Here is a 17161-nt window from a genome sequence, read left to right as displayed (position 1 = left end):
TTTCTTCTGCTGGGGAAGATATGCCACTATTAAGTTTCTGTTGCTGTAAGGGCGAGGGTGGCGATCGGGTAACGCTCGGAAGTTGAGGACGCTGGGATATGGAACTTGCACCCGCATTGACGCTTGGCAAAGCTGATTCTCTATTCTCAACAATCGAGGACAGGAGAGGTTTTGAATCCGATGGACTTGGTGGCAAAGGAGAGGTAACAGTCGAAGTGGCAGGATTCACCAATTTTGCTTGAATCACCAGAGGCAGGGATGACGGATTTGGTTCTCCATTGATAGGCTGCTGAGTCACGATTTGAGTTGAAGTCGTATGTTCACGCTCTATCCGCATCGATTCGCCAGCACCTTGCCGATTTGGATCAGAAGGATTCTGCGAGATAGCGCTTTGTGTTGCTGGAGCAATCCATTGAGCATAAACGATCGGTACATCGGGCACCTGGAGAGTTGATTGTTGGTTCCAGCGCTGTTGAAATTGATGCAGCAAACTAAGGCGTTGCTTCAATTGCCACGATCGCTCAAAAATTGCCATCGCCAGGGTGTCAGGAATAACACCAGGACAAACCAGTGGTTGCAATAGCCGCTGAGCTAGCTGTGGATTAAGGGCATCTTGCCAGGAGGTCTGAACCATAAATTTCAAGAATTAATCGCGTTTGTAGCGTCTTGGTTTAGCTTATTCAAGCCTGTTGTTGCCTGACCCCTGACTATGCGAGTGCGTTCACCGATTTCATTCCCAGCACGATTGACCGCCGCACCGCCAATATTACCAACTGCTTGAGAACCACCCAGACGACCGAGTTGATCGGCTGTGCGAAGGCTGGACAGTCCTTTACTTGCCATTGGAATGGTGATGCCCCGATGCACCAATTCAATTTTTTCGACAGCAACTTCCTGGGCACTACTATTAAATTGAGGTCCTGTCCATTTCACCGGATAAGCATCTTTGAAGTTCCACCACCTTACGGGCAATCGCTGGTGATCGAGCAGCATAATTGTACCGTTGCGTCGGCGGATTTTGCCTTGACACACATCGTCGTACCAACTCCAGAGTGTCCAAACGTCAGTCAGTCCTTTACTTAGGACCAACTTGGGATAAGTAATCCGAGTAGGAAAGTGATGGACATAATCGTTTTGTCCGCCTTCTTCGTAGGATTCAAGTTTGATTTCACTCTCTAATCCAGAAACTTCCATGAATCCGCCAGTCACTAGCCCGTCCAACTCCACCAGAAAGTTGTAAGGCATATACGGATTTAAACTCGCGCCTAATACATCGGAGGCGATCGCTGATATTCCCGTTAGTCCACGCATAATATTCTCTGCCTCTGTTATCTATCGTTCATCATTCAACTGCTGGTTAATGCGGGCAATTTCGGCTACCCATTGCTGCCGCTCCCTGTGTTCCATTCCCATCACCTCCTCATAGGACCAATGAAAGTGGTAAGCCAGGTAGGCAATTTCTTCCCGCAATCGATCCGCTGGATAGCCTACAACTCCCCCAAAGGAACGGTTTCTACTTGAAATTCACCCTGACAATGAGGGCAGGTTACCTGTAGGCGACTGTGACCGTTTTGGTTAATTCGTTGATAAAAGTCTTGTAAGAAAATCAAGTCGCCGGAGAACAAACCTTCAATTAGTTTGGGTGTAATGGGATGCACCGTTCCCAACTGGGTAATCACCCGCGATAGCAGAATGATGACCAGGTAACCAGGGTTGGATTGCACTCGCGGATCTCGCATCGGAGCGATCTCATCGTAGGCAGTGGATAGGCGCATGGTGCCTTCTCGGTGTAGAGTGCCTTCACTATCCACATAGCCCTGGGGCAGCACAAAGGAAAATTCAGTTTGTTGCATCGTCTGCTGCACAATCTCCTGCATAGACATTACGACCATTTATCAACGGTAAACCCTTCATGTACCAATTCCAGAGCTTCGATCGCCACTTCTTCAGACGTGGCATTAAATTCAGGTGCAGTCCAGGTAATCGGCCAGCAGTGTGACAGATTCCAGCGAATCTTTTCTTCGCCGCCATGGTTCAGCATGACGATAGAAATATCTCGACGCAGTGCAATGCCATTGGCGTTGGTTTGCCACCACTTCCACAAATCTTGATTATCTGTGACACCTCGACGCAGAGTGATGTTGGGGTAAGTCAGCATTCCACCGAGCTTTCGCATTGTGGGCGGGTCAGTACCTTCGCGGTAGTCCTGGGAATTACGGGTGCCTGCTAAACCACTGCACTCTCGAAATCCTGCGTAGATCAGACCCTCCCATTCGACGAAAAAGTTATATCCCATATAAGGATCGGCCTGGTGCGGGGCTCTAATTTTGTTGGTCGCGGGCATAGTCGTTCTCCTTAAATTAACGTCAGGACAAGCAAAAATGGGTTAGGAGGCAGCGATCGCAACGCCTGTTTCACCATGAATCAGTCGCAGTTGAATAAATTCATTAGGAATCGTCGGGGCAAATTCAATGAATGTAATGACTTCACCGCGATCGCGCACCTCTGGAGAATTCGTTTCCCCATCACAGCGAACTCTAAAGGCTTCATTGGGTGTTGCACCCTGGAGATGCCCTTGCTGCCACAGGGTTTGCAGATAGGCATTTAGTTCTCGTTCAATTCGTACCCATAGGCGGAAGTCATTTGGCTCGAAAGCGACATCTGCCAGGTTGAGAGCAATCCAGCGCCGAATAGTAATTGATAGGCGGCGCACATTCACATAGCGCCATTGAGGATCAGAACTGAGGGTGCGTGCTCCCCAAATGCGAACTCCCCGTCCTCGTAGACTGCGAATCCCATTAATCGGGCTATCAGAAAGTTGGGCTAACTGAGTTTGTTGCTCTCGGGATAAAGTTGCAACATCTAAGACTCCTTCCAAGGCAATGTTGGCAGGAGCGCGGGGAGTATTGGCGCGATCGCACGCTGCATACACTCCTGCTACATGACCACAGGGCGGCACAGCTTCCCTCTGTGGAGTTTTGAGCCAGGGACCATAGATGGCTCCGTAGTCATTACCCGGCTGTTTTTTGAGCAATTCTGCTCTCTCTTTAAGAGTATGCAGGTTCGACTCAAGTGGTGCATCGAGGATGGCAAAGCGATCGCTCGTCTCTGCACAATACTCTAAAATTTTGGCTTGTCTTTCCTGGTCAGTAATCCCTGGTGCACAGATCAGGTCTGCTGTATCCAGAATAGAATCCGCTGTTAAACCATTTTCTAGGGCTTGCGGCGAACCGTCTTCCAGCCACACCACAATGCACTCACGTCCGCCATTTTCAAAGAACCCCCGCACCGCATCAGCCATGAAACTGCCCGGTGTTTCAGAATCAAATTTTTCTTGAAACTGAGTCCAAAGATGCAAAACCTGGGGCTGGTTGGGTTTATATTGACAAGTAATATCACAAGTAATACCTTCTTTAGTAATACCTTCTTTATGAGGTCGTATTCCAAAAAAAGTAGGCACTCCTATCAGGGGCAGAACTGCTCTAGGCGGAAATACATCCTGCCAGTAAAGTCCCGGTAGCGAAGGAAGTTCGGTCTGCATTACTTCCCTCCAGACCACTGGCTCAACTCAAAGATGACAAATTCGGCAGGCTTAACCACGGCCACTCCAATCTTGACGATCAGTTGCCCGGCATCGCGCACTTCCGGTGGATTAGTTTCCTCATCACACTGGACGAAAAAGGCTTCTTCCGGTGTTGCGCCAAACAATGCCCCACTACGCCAAACCATCGTCAAAAACGCCGTGACGCTGCGACGAACTCTGGCCCAAAGTTCAGGACTGTTCGGCTCAAAGACAACCCATTGACTCCCTTCGTCGATCGACTCACGGAGGTAGTTGAACAAACGCCGAATGTTGACGTACTTAAATTCACCGTTTATGTCTCCACCCCAGGTGCGGGCACCCCAGACTAAAATGTTGCCATTCAGATTGCGAATACAGTTTACCCCCTGAGGATTTAGCCCATCCTGCTTAACGCGGGTAAGGGCGACTTGTAAGCCGATGGCTCCTAAAATGGCTTCATTGGCAGGAGCTTTGTGAACACCTCGCTGAGCATCAACTCGGGCATAGATTCCAGCAATATGACCGCTAGGCGGGACGTACTGCTTTTTATTCGTAGCAGGATCAAGGACTTGAATCCAGGGATAGTAGAGTGCAGCGTAATCAGATCCCCCTGGCATCCCACCTTCACCAGGTTTTGAGGATGTCATATCCTGAGGAGCATCGAAAATAGCAACGCGATCGCCCAACATCTTACAATGACTGGAAAGTTTCTCCAATACCGCGTTGTTGGTAGAACCGGGAGCTGCCACGATGGCAATTTCATCAATAGCAGCAAAATCTTCTAATGCTCCGTCGATGTTAGGTTCATTAGCAACCCAGGTCACAAAGCAGCGAGTGCCACCATTTCGGAAAAAACCATAAACTGCATGAGCCAGGTTGGATCGCCCTGCATCATTGGATTGCTCTGTGACAATTGGAAAATCACCGAAATATTTTTTGAACTCGGTAAAGTTAGTACATAGTTGCACCTTTCCAGCAGCAACAGATACTGGGTAATAATCCACTGTAATCTGTTGATCAGTAGCAGGAGCAGTTATAAACTTAAGTGTAGATACTTGTTTGTGCGGATCGTTATTAACCGTAAAAGCGGGAGAGGTCTGCTCTTGGTTACCCAATTTAATCTTTAGATTTGTTACTGTTAAATCGGTTGGGTAAGAGCTGAGAATAAATTCTGTCTTTTTGCCATCTCCCTTACCAACAACTTCGCCAACTACCTTTTGGAACCGATAATGAGAATCTGTGGTGGATGGAGAAGTGACAGAGGGAGCATCAGTAACATTACCAGTAGTAGCTGTAACTTCGGTGCCTCCAAGCTGGACAGGAATGAGTTTAGCTGCCTCAAGAACAACACCCGTTGAAGGGGAATTTTCATGGCTAATCATGCCAATAAAGCCTGCGGTGCTGGTGCCAACGCCTGCAATTGAGACAGCGCCAGACAATACTTCTTTGACGTAGATACCAGGGGAAAGATAAGTTGTCATTGTGGGTGATTCCTTAAGTAATAATTAGCTTAAGATGCCGTTGGTTCTAGTTGGCACTTTTTTGGTGAGTTGAATATCAGGAAGGGAGTGAACAGTGCCTCGGGAAAGCTCGATATCTTTTATCTCTACGTCATCATATCCAGGAGCAGAAATGTGAAGTTGCAGCTTGCGGGTAGAGGGATTATCTGGAGCCTCTAAGTTCAGAAGTTGGAACTTACCATCGCGATCACACTGGGTTCGTTCTCCACTGCTTTTCAATTGTACTTGTACATAAGCAACTGGGGCTATCTCCGATTTTTCTTCAGGTGCATTTATTGTTTTTCCTGAGTTAGCAACCTTGACGATATTTGTGACCTGTCCAATGATGCCAGTTGTGGTCAGGATTAAATCAATCCCTGATGGCTTCTCTCCATCTACGATTGTGACAATCGCTTTAGCCGATTGGAGAATGGTTGCTCTTTGGATCTGCGCTGCTCTCACAGTGTAATTGCCTGGTGGCAAATCCATAAAGTAGAAAGAGCCATCGACCGCTATAGGGGTGCGATCGGGACGAGCAGGTAAAGACTCCCAGTTTTGACCGTGGCTAAGGGATTTCAGGTATAACCGATGTTGAAAACTCGCAGGAGCATCAATAATTTCTACTTGAGCTTGTTGGACTGGCTGGGGTAAAAGCGTCCAATTATCCTCACCCTGCAACTTGAACCCGATCGCGACTCGACCATAAATTGCAACTCGATGAGTAATAGGAGGACTGATGGGTAATATTCTAGTCATTGCTCTCTCCTAAAATTAGAGAGTTCATCACCAATGGCAGCTCTTGTACACCTGTATTCACAGGCATAGAAAGGGTGACGGTGTAGTTGAGGGTTGCTTTGGGCTTTCCTCCCATAGCTTGCCAAAACTCGCCCAAGCTTTGCAGCTTTGCCTGTCCCAACACTGAAGTTCTTAAAGGGAGATCACTGTCTGCCAGTGTTCCAATCAATACAGTTGGTGGCAAGCTAGAATAGCTCATCAATACCTGCATCACTTCACCTAAAATCGTGTGTTCTGTTATATAATCTTTAGAGTCACTTGTCCAGCAGGTGATTAAATATGAACAATCGATTCGTACCAAAGGTGGCTCTCGCGCTGCGGTTCCATCGTTTTGCCGAGCCACAGACCAACTGCCACTGCGGAGTTCTTGGTTTTCTCGAATATCGTAAAGAAACAAATTAAGCGCCGGAGGCGTAACCAGAGACTCTATAGGCGTCACAAAAGTGATTGCGATCGGCGTTGTAGAAACACTATCTCCAAATCGATTAGGCAATTCAGCTTTTAGAAATTCTTCAAGCGTCCGATCTAGATCATAAAGCATTTTTAACACCTATGGCCTATTTATGAATTAGCTTAAACATCCCAAGTGAGCTACTGCTTATTTAAAAAAAATAGTTTGCTCAGTTTAGATTATTAATTTCATGCTCCCATACAAATTAAACCATATTTACCATACTTAAATACAAACTAAACATTTCTTATTTAAGTTTAAAAAGCTAAACAATTCTTCATAATTATTAATACCTATATTCTCAATCTATGTAATGTTGTTTTTTGGGTTGGTATTTCAACGTTTGCTAGCTGTTTGGGGTAGGTAGTCGAAGACTTCATTCATGATGGGTTTGCCCATCTTTTGATATTCGCGGCAGATCGCCTGTTCAATATGGGAAATCTTTACGTTGGTTCCTTCGTTGGCAGCCAGGAATGCAGCGGCTAGGGCAATGTTACGAATGTTTCCCCCAGTTACATCAAACTGTTTAGCTAAAATACTCCAATTAATTTCTGAGTCGAGGGGCAAAGACTGGGGCCAAATATTCTGCCAAATCCGAGATCGTTCTTGAATCGATGGTAAAGAAAAGTCCACAATGAACCGTAAGCGTCGGGTAAACGCCTCATCCAGATTGCTCTTCAGATTGGTCGTAAGAATGGCTAAGCCTTCATAGGCTTCCATTTGCTGCAATAAGTAGCCCACTTCTATGTTGGCGTAGCGATCGTGGGAGTCTTTGATTTCGGTGCGTTTACCAAAGAGAGCATCGGCTTCATCGAATAGGAGGATGGCGTTGGTGCTTGCTGCTGCGGTGAAAATCTGGCTGAGGTTTTTCTCGGTTTCGCCGATGTATTTGCTCACGACTTGGGACAGATCGATGCGGTAGAGGTCTAGTTGCAGGGACTTAGCAATGACTTCTGCTGCCATTGTTTTGCCAGTTCCGGGTGGACCCGCAAACAGGGCGTTAACGCCTTTGCCCAGAGATAGTTTGCGATCGAATCCCCAGGTTTCAAATACAGTACGCCGATGTTTCAAATGGATGCAGATTTCTTGAAGCTGTTCAAACTGCATCGCTGGCAGCACTAAGTCTGACCAATCATAGCGGGGTTGGATGGGCTGGGTCAGCTTGTTGAGATGATGTCCTGATTGGTTCTGAGCAGCCTGAAACAACAATACTTCGATCGATGCAGGCTCCAGTTCATAGGCTAGCTGGTTTTGAGCGGTGGCGATCGCGCTTTGAATTTGTGTGGGGGTTAACCGAAATCGATCGGCTACAGTCTCAATGATGCCCTGCTCGACGGTTAGCCCCGCAATAGCTAAATGGGTTTTCCAGCACTCAAGGCGATCGCTAAAGCCAGGAACCGTAAGGGAAATCGTCACCATGCCTAAACTGCGATCGGCGGAAGGCTGCCAGGGTTGACGACCCGCAACAACGATCGGGGTATTGCTTTCTGCTAGGAGGTTGATCAAAAAGGGATACAAGTGATTAGTGGTGTCCTGATGTAGGCTATCAACTGGGTGCAGATAGAGGACGGTATTTTGCAACCAGGCATCTCGTCCTAGCCGCTGTAACCGTTGCCGGAATTGTTCGGGTTGCCGAATCAAGTCATCTAAATCGACGGTTAGTAAGGCGTGACTTAATTGGTGGGCAAGTACCTGAGCAAATTGGTGAGATGTGACGGCATCGGCACTTTGTAGGTAGAGCCGGATCGGTTGGGTAGAGGAGAAGCTTTGGGCAATGGCACTGATTTGCTGCACCAGCGGGGCAGGCAAGTTTGTCTGTTCTGGGGGAACAGTTGCCAGAATGAGTGAACAACTGCGGCTGAGGTCGGCATCTAGTCCCGTTTCATTCAGGAGATAGCGGACGATCGCTGGGTCAAGGCTAATTTCTTGCGCTAGCAGGGAGGGCTGGTTGGTGGCCTGGGGTGGGGAAAGTTGCAGCAGATCGTTATCCAGCAACGGGGCAGTGGGGGCAAAGTGCGATCGCTGTTGTAGTTTCTCTGCTGCATTGGTACATAGTAAATTCAGAACCAGGTTGACGCTGGGTCGAACACTGCGCCCATCCTGCTGTAAGTAGGCGTAAATTTGTTCATAGCGGCGATCAAGTTCAAGGGCTAGAGCAATCAGGATCGCGTCTAGGTCAAACGCAGATAAGTCAAACTGCTGTTGCAGCAGCCCTAACCGGGAGGAAGGCTGGATCTGACTGGAGGGCATTTCCGTTGATTGGGCGGGGCTGTAGCGGGGATAGCCAGGAGGAAGGGCAAGTTCGGTTTGAGGGGGACTATCCCCCTTCTGAGGCGCTGAATTGGATTCCTGATTACCGCCACTATGCAGGCTTTCTGCCAAGTGTAAGCTGCGATCTAGCAACCCATCTAATAGGTGGAGAGCGGGCAACAACTCGTCTAGAGGCGATTTGGAAACAGATGGCATACTCTGAGTTATGATTGATAGAGTTTACAGGCTAGCTCAAAACTTCCGTTTATCCTGACATAGTTTCGTTTCATGCTAAACATAGGAATGGCTGCTCTTAATGAAACATTTTTGGTATCGCCAGTTCAGAAGTCGGGGGTAAACAATTGGCATCAGTAAGAGGTTCAGATCATGGGAAAGTCGATCGCCCTTCAAGGAAACGTGGTTGCTGTGCCAGGTGCAATGCCTTACCCACCCGCACAAACTGGAACCTGGACGGCACTGCCAGTACAGGTGAAGGCATACCCCAAGTTGAAAGTGGGCGGTCAATCTGTGATCTATGAGGCGGAATGTAAGTTTATGTTTACAGGGGTTCAGACTACTGCTTCTGGTTCAGTGACGGTAACGGGGCAGGAAACAGTGAAGCTGACGGCAAAGAGTACCAAGTTGCAAAAGAAGGTACTGGTGCAAGGGGATATGATGCAAAGTACCTATGGCAACCAGTTGAAAATTGTAACGACGAGCAAAGTGAAAACGGCTTAAAGGTTTAGCAAATTTTCTTTTTTGCTGGGGGCGATCGGGCGTAGGATTAGAATGTTTAGCGCTAGGGCACAGGGCAGATTTTAGTCACTTTTATTGAGAGCTGTAATGATGAGAGTTTTGCACCAGAGCCGGGGGAAGGCGCACGCAGCAGCGTTCTCGCTGGGGGAAATGACGACTGCCTCGCGGGTGGCAAAACAATCGGAAGAGAGGGCTGGGTTTGAGCCAATCCACGATATCTCTCAACGACCGCAGTTTCCAGGGTTGTCGGGGGAGTGGGGGATGCCATCGTCGCGGATGCAGATTCAAGCAAAGATGATCGTTGGGGAAGCGGGCGATCAGTACGAACTGGAAGCCGAGCGTCTTGCTCCTCAAATCGTTCACCAGATTAATACACCAGGGTTTGGGAAACCATCGCAAACCTCCGAGCCTGAAATCCAGAGTGATCCTCCGTCGAGACGATTAAAAGCATTGCAACCAACCTTACAACTCAAAGGTGAAAGTGCTGAGAGTGCAGTATCTCCTGCCATTGAATCTGCCATTAAGCGTAGTGCCCGCGGCGGAGGGCAACCACTAGAGCCTGGATTGCAAAATCGATTTGGACACGCAATGGGAGTGGATTTGCAGGGGGTGACGGTGCATAGGGACTCGATAGCAGATAGCCTCAACCAATCCATTCAGGCTGAAGCCTTTACCACAGGGCAAGATATTTTCTTTAGGGGGGGAGCCTACAATCCAGGGAGCCGGGAAGGGCAGGAGTTGATTGCGCATGAGTTAACCCATGTAGCGCAGCAAGGAGGAGGACAGTACGCCACTATTCAACGAGAAAAGATACATCAACCAACGTCAATTACTCCACTGAAAGATGTAGAGGAGGAGTCTACAAAAGGCAGCGTGTCTTGGATTGAGGTACAACCCGGCGTATTCGCCTATGGAGCGCAGTCAGGAACCTACCCGACGCATAACATGACGGCGCATTACCACAAACAATATAAAAAAGACCACCAAGGCCAGGACACAGCGATGGGCTGGACGATATTAACAGGGGCTCATGGGCATATTGGAGGACAGGAGGTGGAAGTTGATGAATACGGCGATACAGTCTGGGTAGGCGGCTACGCAGATCCGGGACACACACAGCAAGACCGCGATTACGTGGCAGGGAGTGATACCTATCTCGGTAAACCGGTACATCCGGGCGACAATTTCGACGTGATAGATATAATTGAAACCCGACCGCAGGGCCGGGGTACAGTAGAGCACATAAAAACATTAATCAGTGACGCAAGAAATGCAAATAGGCTGGTGATTTTAAATTGGTGTTATTCGATAAGTGCATTCCAAACTCACGGAATGTCAGAGGCTTCGCCAGCAGCGGCAGAACATTCTCTTGCGACATATAAAATGCCAATCAATGAGTACCATACTCAATTTTGGACTTAGCTGAGCAGTCAAATTTAGTTCAGGGAATGCAGCAGAAATAATGCGGCCATTTTCACGAAATTGCTGTAATTCGTATTCTCCATCCACCAAAGTGCAAACGGTGAAGGTGGGTTGTTTAGGTGAACCAATGTAGCGCCACCCCCGATACCTAGCTAATCAACAATCCAATACTCTTCAATACCAAACGAACGCTTCATAGTCTCCCAACTTGACAAGGTAATCATCGCGCCAATTGGTTGAAACCACTTCTACCACCAGTTTGATCGATCAACTGAACGTGATAACCGATTCCCGCTCCCATCGAGGTTCATCCAAAACGATAATATCCGGCTCATAGCCGATGTCATTCGAGATTTTAACGATACATTCTCTAGGAATAAAATAAAACAGTCTCAACATTTGTGCTGCATTATTTGGGACTCATCCTCAAAATCATCCCGAAACTCATTTAGCTTTTACTCAGGCAATGGTGCAAAACAGCCCCGATGACTTCTACACCCTGAAAAAAGCCCTTGAAAAACACTATGAAACGCTTTCCATTGAGCAAATTCTCTCCTATCTCCGGTTAAGCGGTTGGGATGCCGCCATTTTTCTAGACTGTTTCCCTACCATCATAAATCACCTTGAGGATATTTCTTCATCTATGCAGGAGGAACTCTTTTGGGCTGTGCAACACATCTGGGATATCTACTACCCGATCGGTGAACAAAGCGATCTTGCCTTTTACCTCGGGATGCTACTCTACAGCATTGAATACTTCCCTGAGGCATTGGAATACCTGCAACACTCCCGCCAACTCTATGGTGACGATCCCAACACCATGTACAACATGGGAATGTGCTACTACCGCTTGCGCCAACTCGATCGGGCGATCGAGTGCATGACGCAAACACTCGAACAAAACCCTGAGTTTGAACCTGCTAAAGCCATGCGGATCAAGCTCAAGGCAGAAGCGAACCGCATACATAGAACCACCTAAGGGGAGCGAGTGCGATCGCCGTTGTGGTACCCCATCGTCAATAATCTAGTCAGGGCGATCGCTAGAGTCCAACCGCCAATATTTGCTCCGCAGTCAAATTTAGTTGAGGAAATCATCTTTTCCGGTGTAGGAAAGCATGGAAAGACTGGCGATCGCTCCTTTGACTCGATCGGGTTCACGGCGTTGTCACCCCGTGAAGGGCGTAGGCTGCGTCGAAGATCAGGCAAATTAAACGAGCAGGACTTAAAAGACATCCTAGAAGATATGCTTGCAGAGCGTAGAAATAGCCAGAAAGGTAAAATTAATTACGGTATTCTTAAGAGCAGTTACTTGTCATTTGCGATAGAGGATGAAGCAGAAATAGCAGAACTCTTTGCACAGTTACGGGTTTTTCAAAGCTCATAAACCCATTTACAAATTCATAATTTCTTTGGCCTTTTTGTATAATCTTTCTCCCCAATCTTCAGTAGAGCTACTGGTATGTTTAGTCAGAGCGAAGACCAACCCATCTATTTCCCCTTGGAGCTTTTCAAATACACTACGTTGCCATCCACCTTGAGGGAGTAAAGCTTGAGTAAACAGTCTATCCAGAATCTCCTCATGTTGTGCTTTAACATTTTGTGTGGATAGGGAAAAAATCAGTGTAGAAATCGAGAAATTATCAGGTCTACCAAACTCCAGTATCCAGCAAGAACGCAGCCCTGAGCTTTCCAGCTTTACCAGAGCAAACTTTCTAACGCGATCGACTATTTTTGCAAACGGAGTTTCTTTAGCCAACTCTCGCACTTCCCAAGTAACTGAGATATCCCAATGCCTCTCATCAAGAAAGCGGATAGCTTCGGCAAACTCATCCAGCCCATCGTCTGTTGCAATAAAGATATCCATCGGCGAACGGATGGCAAATTCGGCAGGCGGATTTTGCCCACCTACTCCTGCATCAGCAACATTAACGATTTGGCTTTTCAAAAGCGGTTCCAAGTCTTGATTGTCAACACCATTTGAGACATCAGCAGTTGGCTTTGTAACAGTGATGGAACTTGCCCCTGTTTGAGTAATTTTGAGCTTCTGCTTTTCAATAATCGAGCTTCTCAAACGAGGAAGGTTACGGACTGGCTTTGAAGTAGCAGGAGGGCTTGCTTCAATTTCAATTAAGTTTTCCTTAACTGCTTTGGGTTTTCTCTGTCGCTTGGTGACAGGTTTTTCAACGTATTCTCGCTTTTTGATCCCAGGATGGGTAAACTCAAGTTCTGAAAAAGGTAGCGATCGCGCAGGTGCAACTTCCAAAATTTGCTGAACCCATAAAATTTGCCCCGTTAGCAGACCTCTAACGTGCCAAGTAGAACTAAAACTTGGTAAATTGGTCATCAGTGGTATCGAAGTATTCCAATTTACCTGTGAGGCTTGGCTGAGGCGATCGCGATACACCCGATCCCATGCAGAGCGAAACGATGAGTCATGCAACAACCGCGCCACACAAAAAGCAAAAGGTTTACTTAAGACTTTTTTAGCTATATCTTGGGAAAAATCTAAAAATATTTTTCTGTCGATAATTTCATTTCGAGTAATTACACGCTCAAAATAGTTGGGTTCCAATAATCCAAACGCTAATGTTTTATTTGGAACCAAAAAAGCTCGAATACACTCTAATACAGGAAGGACAAGCGTAATACCTTTTTGGGTTTGAAACTTGAGGCAATACTCTGCTAGATTACTTTCGCCTTCAAGCAGATAATGGGCTATTGTTGGGATGTCTGCTGCCTTTGATAATGTAGCAGAGGATGAATCAGGTATAACCAGCTTAAAGACCTTGCCCGTCGATTCATTCCAAATAGGTTGCCCATTTTGAAAAACTTGCCCCAATCGCAGCCAAGAGATTAACCCCCAAGGAAAATCCACCTCTCTGAATTCACCTGACTCTTGTTTGAAGACCGCAGTCGTGCGCCATTGCCGATGGGTAGACTCTCGCCAGGGCGATCGCAGCCACCACAGAGTAACAAATTCATCTTCATCAAAGGGCCATTCGCTGAGGCGGACAATCTCTGCCATGTTGGTGCGGGATCTGCTTTAGAACATCCAAAGCTTCATTAATAGCATTTTGTACAGATGGTAGCAATTCCACCTCTGGACGTAGCCCTGCGCGACGAACAAGCTGCCATCTTTGCGGACAAAAACCCTCTTGGCGGTAACACTCTACCACCCATTGAATTCGTCGCACTGCAAAGGTTTCTCGTGTTTCAACTAAATCTGCTAGAATTTTTGCTGTTAAAGGTAGCTTATCAAGATGTTTCTGGATTAGGGCCAATTGACCCAGTTCTCTAGCGATCGCCGCAGTTGTAATCTGCGTTGGTTTTCCTACTTTACTATAAAGATTTGCCGCTACCAGTTTGATTGACTCAGCCAATTCAGTATCTCGACTTTCCCAATCCACACGAGCAGGAGGAGGCGCTTTCTGCTGTATAGCTGGCAGATGGGCTTCCAACCATTCGGGATCGTGCCTTAATAACCAGGTGTAAACTCGTTGGAATTGCTTGCGTAAGATATTCCTTCCGGCTTCAGGGTTATTTTTTCTGGCAGTTAGCCATTCTGAGCGATATTTCTCTAAAGTAATTTCTGGAACTGGCTGCTTTTTGCTTTCACTACCAACTAATTTCCTTTGACTCTGATTAGTTTGCCGCTTACTATGGCGGGGAAAATCTAGAGATAGTGCTGCAGCATGGAGTTTGACAGTAGTTGGATCGACACCTAGCTGACGAGATATTCCTCGGAGGCTAACAGTTGGGTCTTGCCAAAGTTCTCTAAGGATATTCTCCCATATAGAACCGAAAGCTCTGATTTTAGTAATGCGTAATCGATCTTCTTCTGTCCGATCTGGCCCAGTACGGCAATAACTAAATCCACAAGTACAGCAAAAAGTGCCTATTGGTTTACCATGCTCTTGACTGTAGGTGATTTCGCATTCTTCAATTACAGGCTGGCGGAAATGGCTAGCAGTCCGATTTAGACATAGCCAAGGCCCTGTCCCAAAGGGTTTAAATTGTTTGGGAAGTTTAAAGAATGACTCGGCATTATGATCCAAAAATTGAATTAGTAGCAGGTGGCGTAATGGATGCTGAGAACCTTTTGGCGCTCGCACTAAGCGCAACAACCAGCTATGTTCGCTTTCTGTATCAATTTCACACTGAAGTCTTTGTAGTAGCTCATCTGGATAGAAGCGTTTAAACTCTTCTAGCAGCTTACTCACTCTTACCCTACCGCTATAAGTTGCTAAGTCGCGCTCTGCCAGCAACTCTCGGTAACGTTTGAGTAGAATCGTTAATCCTGGCGGCGAAATATGTTCTTCTAAAAGCCAAGTAGCATTTTGAGCAATCTTTAATAGGATATTGTGATGCGAATATTTTAGAGTATATGACTGAGATTTTGGTAACTTTATTCCTTGCTCTGCTGTAATAAATTCATGGCGAGTAGTAGGATTCTGTACCCGAACTTGGCTATCAACTAACCGAACTTGGTGCTGAGGACAAATTTCTACTCCTGGTATTTGATGAAGACGATGCCAGTAGGACTCACTAAATTGCTGTTTATCTTCTTGAACGCATTCAGGACAAAACCTCAACCATTCTGGAGGCTGAACTACACTAGCCATTAATCCAGAACGCATATGAATAGCTGGGCCACGCGAACCTTCCATATCGGCCCCAAGTTGTCGAAATTGTTTGGGATGGAGAAAAGGGGCAAAGAAGGGTAGTAGGGTATGTTGATTAATTAATCTTTCAACTGTGTAGGGACTTCCAGCAGGTAATGCTGAGGCAAGATTTCTCAGATTGCTAGGAAGATCGACAACTGCGATCGCAGCTTCATCACCAAACAATTCCCGAAGGGTATTTTTCTTATTAGGATACTGAACTCGTTCATGGAAACGAGCGCAAACACTATAAAGTAATTCATCAGGATAAGGATCGGGAAAGCAGCCAATCATTAGCCCACCTCCTCTAGTAAATACTCAGTTGCCGGACGAATCAAACCTGCCTGTTTGAGAGCCTCATAGGCAGTGAGCTTTTGTTTCTCTCCTATCGCCGCAATTGCAGGTAAGCTCTCTGCAGCTAAATTTTTCTTTTTGCGCGTTTTAGAAGTCTTGGGTGGAGTCTCAACAGTCTTTGTTACTGTTTCAGCTTGAGAAATTGCCTTAGTCGGTGATGATTCTTTAGCACTCGATACCTTTCTGGTTCTAGTCAATGCTTCGAGTTGTTCAGCCTTATTCAGCTTGCTTTGGGCTTCTTGCAAAAAGGAATCTAAATTAATGGGGTACACATCTTCGACAGTATGCAGTATCCGAGTATCACCTGTTCTCAGGGCTTGCAGGATAGGATTAGCCATCCGCAAACTTTCCTGAGCAGCCAAGCGAATTCCCTGTGCAGTTACAGCTTCTTCTCCAGAGGCGATCGCCCGAACTTGCGCTAGCATATATACTTTAACGGCGAAATCTGTAATCCCTTGAGTAACATCATAAAGAGCATCACTTAATTCTGGTATTAAAGGAGATCGTTGCTGCACGTACTGATATCCCCATAAGCATTCCAGAAACCACTCCCAAGTTTCGTCCTTTTTTATTCTGTCCCAAACAAGATCGCCCTGTCCTGTACCCCTACGAGTTTGTCGAAATTCTCCGCTTAAAACAGATATAGCTTTGTAAGTGCCAACCAATACGACAGGTAATCCAATCGTATTGATTAATTGGACAAAAAAGTTTAGCATCTTGCTAGAACCGCCACTTTTAGCTTGACTGAGGTGTTGAATTTCATCAATAACCAGCACGCCAATCGAGTGCAAAGAAGCGACAAGCGCCATGCGAGGTAATAGTTCGTCTACAGTTTTGCGCCCACCCGCATAATTGTCGTAGTAACGAGTTCCTAATAAGTCATCTACAGCTTGGAAAAAGTTTAAGCATAGCCCCTTAATAGAGCCATCAAAGGGGCAATCTAACTTGAGCCAAACGATTTGGGTAAAACTGAAATCATTCTCACAGTAACGATTGTGGAGAATTACCTGTGGATACAGCGACAAAATTGCCTCAATAGAAGTGGTTTTACCCACTCCACTAATTCCAACAATAGTGAACCCTGTAGCTGTTGAACGCGAAGATTGACGGGTTGTTTTTAAAGATTGAATCCTGGCTTGAACATCTCCCCAAAATCCTGCTAATGCTGGATTTCGTGCCTGATATCCCACTCGGATCATGCGCGAGAATCGCTGCTCTAAATCAAAGTGAATAGGCAGTGGTGCAAAAAACTGGAGTGCGTTCTGAATTAAATGCAGACGAAGGTGAGCAGGCATACTGCGTTGTTCTTTATCATATTCCGGGTAATACGCCAATATAGCAATCCTAAATGATTTTCTATACCTAGAGCAATCCTAATTAATTTTATCCGTGCAATTATATTGATGTATTT

At 46.5% G+C, this 17161-nt stretch carries 17 protein-coding genes and 1 pseudogene; 4 read left to right on the top strand and 14 right to left on the bottom strand.

The window, feature by feature from the left end; all coding sequences use genetic code 11:
• The 10 genes from QUA42_RS18135 to QUA42_RS18095 form a co-directional block, all read right to left on the bottom strand.
• Nucleotides 1–634 (bottom strand): hypothetical protein (locus QUA42_RS18135; protein ID WP_333138829.1); only part of this gene is annotated, 634 nt, incomplete at its 3' end.
• A gap of 5 nt (nucleotides 635–639) precedes the next feature.
• Entirely contained in the window at nucleotides 640–1311 is a 672-nt protein-coding gene (locus tag QUA42_RS18130) for a phage tail protein (protein WP_333138827.1), read from the bottom strand.
• Between the two features lie 21 nt (nucleotides 1312–1332).
• On the bottom strand, nucleotides 1333–1470 hold the full coding sequence (locus tag QUA42_RS27840) for a DUF6760 family protein (RefSeq protein WP_445301336.1): 138 nt from the start codon (nucleotides 1468–1470) through the stop codon (nucleotides 1333–1335).
• A 17-nt stretch (nucleotides 1471–1487) separates the two neighbouring features.
• A complete protein-coding gene (locus QUA42_RS18125) occupies nucleotides 1488–1892 on the bottom strand; it encodes a phage tail assembly protein (protein ID WP_333138825.1) in 405 nt (134 codons plus the stop codon).
• The gene (locus QUA42_RS18120; RefSeq protein ID WP_333138823.1) at nucleotides 1883–2344 is read right to left on the bottom strand and encodes a phage tail protein; all 462 of its coding nucleotides are present in this window, start codon (nucleotides 2342–2344) and stop codon (nucleotides 1883–1885) included. The genes QUA42_RS18125 and QUA42_RS18120 overlap by 10 nt, the downstream gene beginning before the upstream one ends.
• Before the next feature lie 42 nt (nucleotides 2345–2386).
• A complete protein-coding gene (locus QUA42_RS18115; protein WP_333138821.1) occupies nucleotides 2387–3541 on the bottom strand; it encodes a phage tail sheath C-terminal domain-containing protein in 1155 nt (384 codons plus the stop codon).
• Nucleotides 3541–5043, bottom strand: a complete 1503-nt coding sequence (locus tag QUA42_RS18110; RefSeq protein ID WP_333138819.1) for a phage tail sheath subtilisin-like domain-containing protein — start codon at nucleotides 5041–5043, stop codon at nucleotides 3541–3543. The genes QUA42_RS18115 and QUA42_RS18110 overlap by 1 nt, the downstream gene beginning before the upstream one ends.
• A gap of 24 nt (nucleotides 5044–5067) precedes the next feature.
• Entirely contained in the window at nucleotides 5068–5817 is a 750-nt protein-coding gene (locus tag QUA42_RS18105; RefSeq protein ID WP_333138817.1) for a hypothetical protein, read from the bottom strand.
• A complete protein-coding gene (locus QUA42_RS18100) occupies nucleotides 5810–6397 on the bottom strand; it encodes a DUF4255 domain-containing protein (protein ID WP_333138815.1) in 588 nt (195 codons plus the stop codon). The genes QUA42_RS18105 and QUA42_RS18100 overlap by 8 nt, the downstream gene beginning before the upstream one ends.
• 246 nt (nucleotides 6398–6643) lie before the next feature.
• Nucleotides 6644–8773, bottom strand: a complete 2130-nt coding sequence (locus tag QUA42_RS18095) for an ATP-binding protein (RefSeq protein WP_333138813.1) — start codon at nucleotides 8771–8773, stop codon at nucleotides 6644–6646.
• Nucleotides 8774–8995: 222 nt separating this feature from the next.
• Between QUA42_RS18095 and QUA42_RS18090 the strand changes: the two genes are divergently transcribed.
• Complete coding sequence (locus QUA42_RS18090; protein WP_333138812.1) at nucleotides 8996–9295, top strand: hypothetical protein; 300 nt, start codon at nucleotides 8996–8998, stop codon at nucleotides 9293–9295.
• Nucleotides 9296–9400: 105 nt separating this feature from the next.
• The gene (locus QUA42_RS18085) at nucleotides 9401–10735 is read left to right on the top strand and encodes a DUF4157 domain-containing protein (RefSeq protein WP_333138811.1); all 1335 of its coding nucleotides are present in this window, start codon (nucleotides 9401–9403) and stop codon (nucleotides 10733–10735) included.
• Here QUA42_RS18085 and QUA42_RS18080 read toward each other — a convergent pair.
• Nucleotides 10649–11131, bottom strand: a pseudogene (locus tag QUA42_RS18080) (Uma2 family endonuclease); the annotation flags it as partial. The gene QUA42_RS18085 and the pseudogene QUA42_RS18080 overlap by 87 nt on opposite strands.
• A 70-nt stretch (nucleotides 11132–11201) precedes the next feature.
• Here QUA42_RS18080 and QUA42_RS18075 point away from each other — a divergent pair.
• Together QUA42_RS18075 and QUA42_RS18070 are read left to right on the top strand one after the other, a co-directional pair.
• Entirely contained in the window at nucleotides 11202–11714 is a 513-nt protein-coding gene (locus QUA42_RS18075; protein WP_333138809.1) for a tetratricopeptide repeat protein, read from the top strand.
• Between the two features lie 9 nt (nucleotides 11715–11723).
• Entirely contained in the window at nucleotides 11724–12119 is a 396-nt protein-coding gene (locus tag QUA42_RS18070) for a hypothetical protein (protein WP_333138807.1), read from the top strand.
• A 6-nt stretch (nucleotides 12120–12125) separates the two neighbouring features.
• Here the strand turns inward: QUA42_RS18070 and QUA42_RS18065 are convergent, their stop codons facing one another.
• From QUA42_RS18065 to QUA42_RS18055, 3 genes are all read right to left on the bottom strand, one after another.
• Nucleotides 12126–13610 carry a hypothetical protein gene (locus tag QUA42_RS18065; RefSeq protein WP_333138805.1) on the bottom strand — a complete coding sequence of 495 codons (1485 nt, stop codon included), beginning with the start codon at nucleotides 13608–13610 and terminating at the stop codon, nucleotides 12126–12128.
• A 112-nt stretch (nucleotides 13611–13722) separates the two neighbouring features.
• Nucleotides 13723–15690, bottom strand: a complete 1968-nt coding sequence (locus tag QUA42_RS18060) for a TnsD family transposase (RefSeq protein WP_333138802.1) — start codon at nucleotides 15688–15690, stop codon at nucleotides 13723–13725.
• Nucleotides 15690–17045: an ATP-binding protein gene (locus QUA42_RS18055; RefSeq protein ID WP_333138799.1), complete on the bottom strand. Its 1356-nt coding sequence runs from the start codon at nucleotides 17043–17045 to the stop codon at nucleotides 15690–15692. The genes QUA42_RS18060 and QUA42_RS18055 overlap by 1 nt, the downstream gene beginning before the upstream one ends.
• Between the last annotated feature and the right edge of the window lie 116 nt (nucleotides 17046–17161).

This window comes from Microcoleus sp. Pol11C2 (genome assembly GCF_036701505.1).
Taxonomy (GTDB): domain Bacteria; phylum Cyanobacteriota; class Cyanobacteriia; order Cyanobacteriales; family Microcoleaceae; genus Microcoleus.
The sequence above is the reverse complement of the archived record's forward strand: the minus strand, read 5'-3'. Positions and strand labels throughout refer to the sequence as shown.

What these genes read in the sequence shown, in the direction of transcription:
- QUA42_RS18095 (WP_333138813.1), bottom strand. Translation starts at nt 8,773, where the DNA reads ATGCCATCTGTTTCCAAATCGCCTCTAGACGAGTTGTTGCCCGCTCTC.
- QUA42_RS18105 (WP_333138817.1), bottom strand. Translation starts at nt 5,817, where the DNA reads ATGACTAGAATATTACCCATCAGTCCTCCTATTACTCATCGAGTTGCA.
- QUA42_RS18110 (WP_333138819.1), bottom strand. Translation starts at nt 5,043, where the DNA reads ATGACAACTTATCTTTCCCCTGGTATCTACGTCAAAGAAGTATTGTCT.
- QUA42_RS18115 (WP_333138821.1), bottom strand. Translation starts at nt 3,541, where the DNA reads ATGCAGACCGAACTTCCTTCGCTACCGGGACTTTACTGGCAGGATGTA.
- QUA42_RS18060 (WP_333138802.1), bottom strand. Translation starts at nt 15,690, where the DNA reads ATGATTGGCTGCTTTCCCGATCCTTATCCTGATGAATTACTTTATAGT.
- QUA42_RS18120 (WP_333138823.1), bottom strand. Translation starts at nt 2,344, where the DNA reads ATGCCCGCGACCAACAAAATTAGAGCCCCGCACCAGGCCGATCCTTAT.
- QUA42_RS18090 (WP_333138812.1), top strand. Translation starts at nt 8,996, where the DNA reads ATGCCTTACCCACCCGCACAAACTGGAACCTGGACGGCACTGCCAGTA.
- QUA42_RS18100 (WP_333138815.1), bottom strand. Translation starts at nt 6,397, where the DNA reads ATGCTTTATGATCTAGATCGGACGCTTGAAGAATTTCTAAAAGCTGAA.
- QUA42_RS18075 (WP_333138809.1), top strand. Translation starts at nt 11,202, where the DNA reads ATGGTGCAAAACAGCCCCGATGACTTCTACACCCTGAAAAAAGCCCTT.
- QUA42_RS18085 (WP_333138811.1), top strand. Translation starts at nt 9,401, where the DNA reads ATGATGAGAGTTTTGCACCAGAGCCGGGGGAAGGCGCACGCAGCAGCG.
- QUA42_RS18125 (WP_333138825.1), bottom strand. Translation starts at nt 1,892, where the DNA reads ATGGTCGTAATGTCTATGCAGGAGATTGTGCAGCAGACGATGCAACAA.
- QUA42_RS18055 (WP_333138799.1), bottom strand. Translation starts at nt 17,045, where the DNA reads ATGCCTGCTCACCTTCGTCTGCATTTAATTCAGAACGCACTCCAGTTT.
- QUA42_RS18130 (WP_333138827.1), bottom strand. Translation starts at nt 1,311, where the DNA reads ATGCGTGGACTAACGGGAATATCAGCGATCGCCTCCGATGTATTAGGC.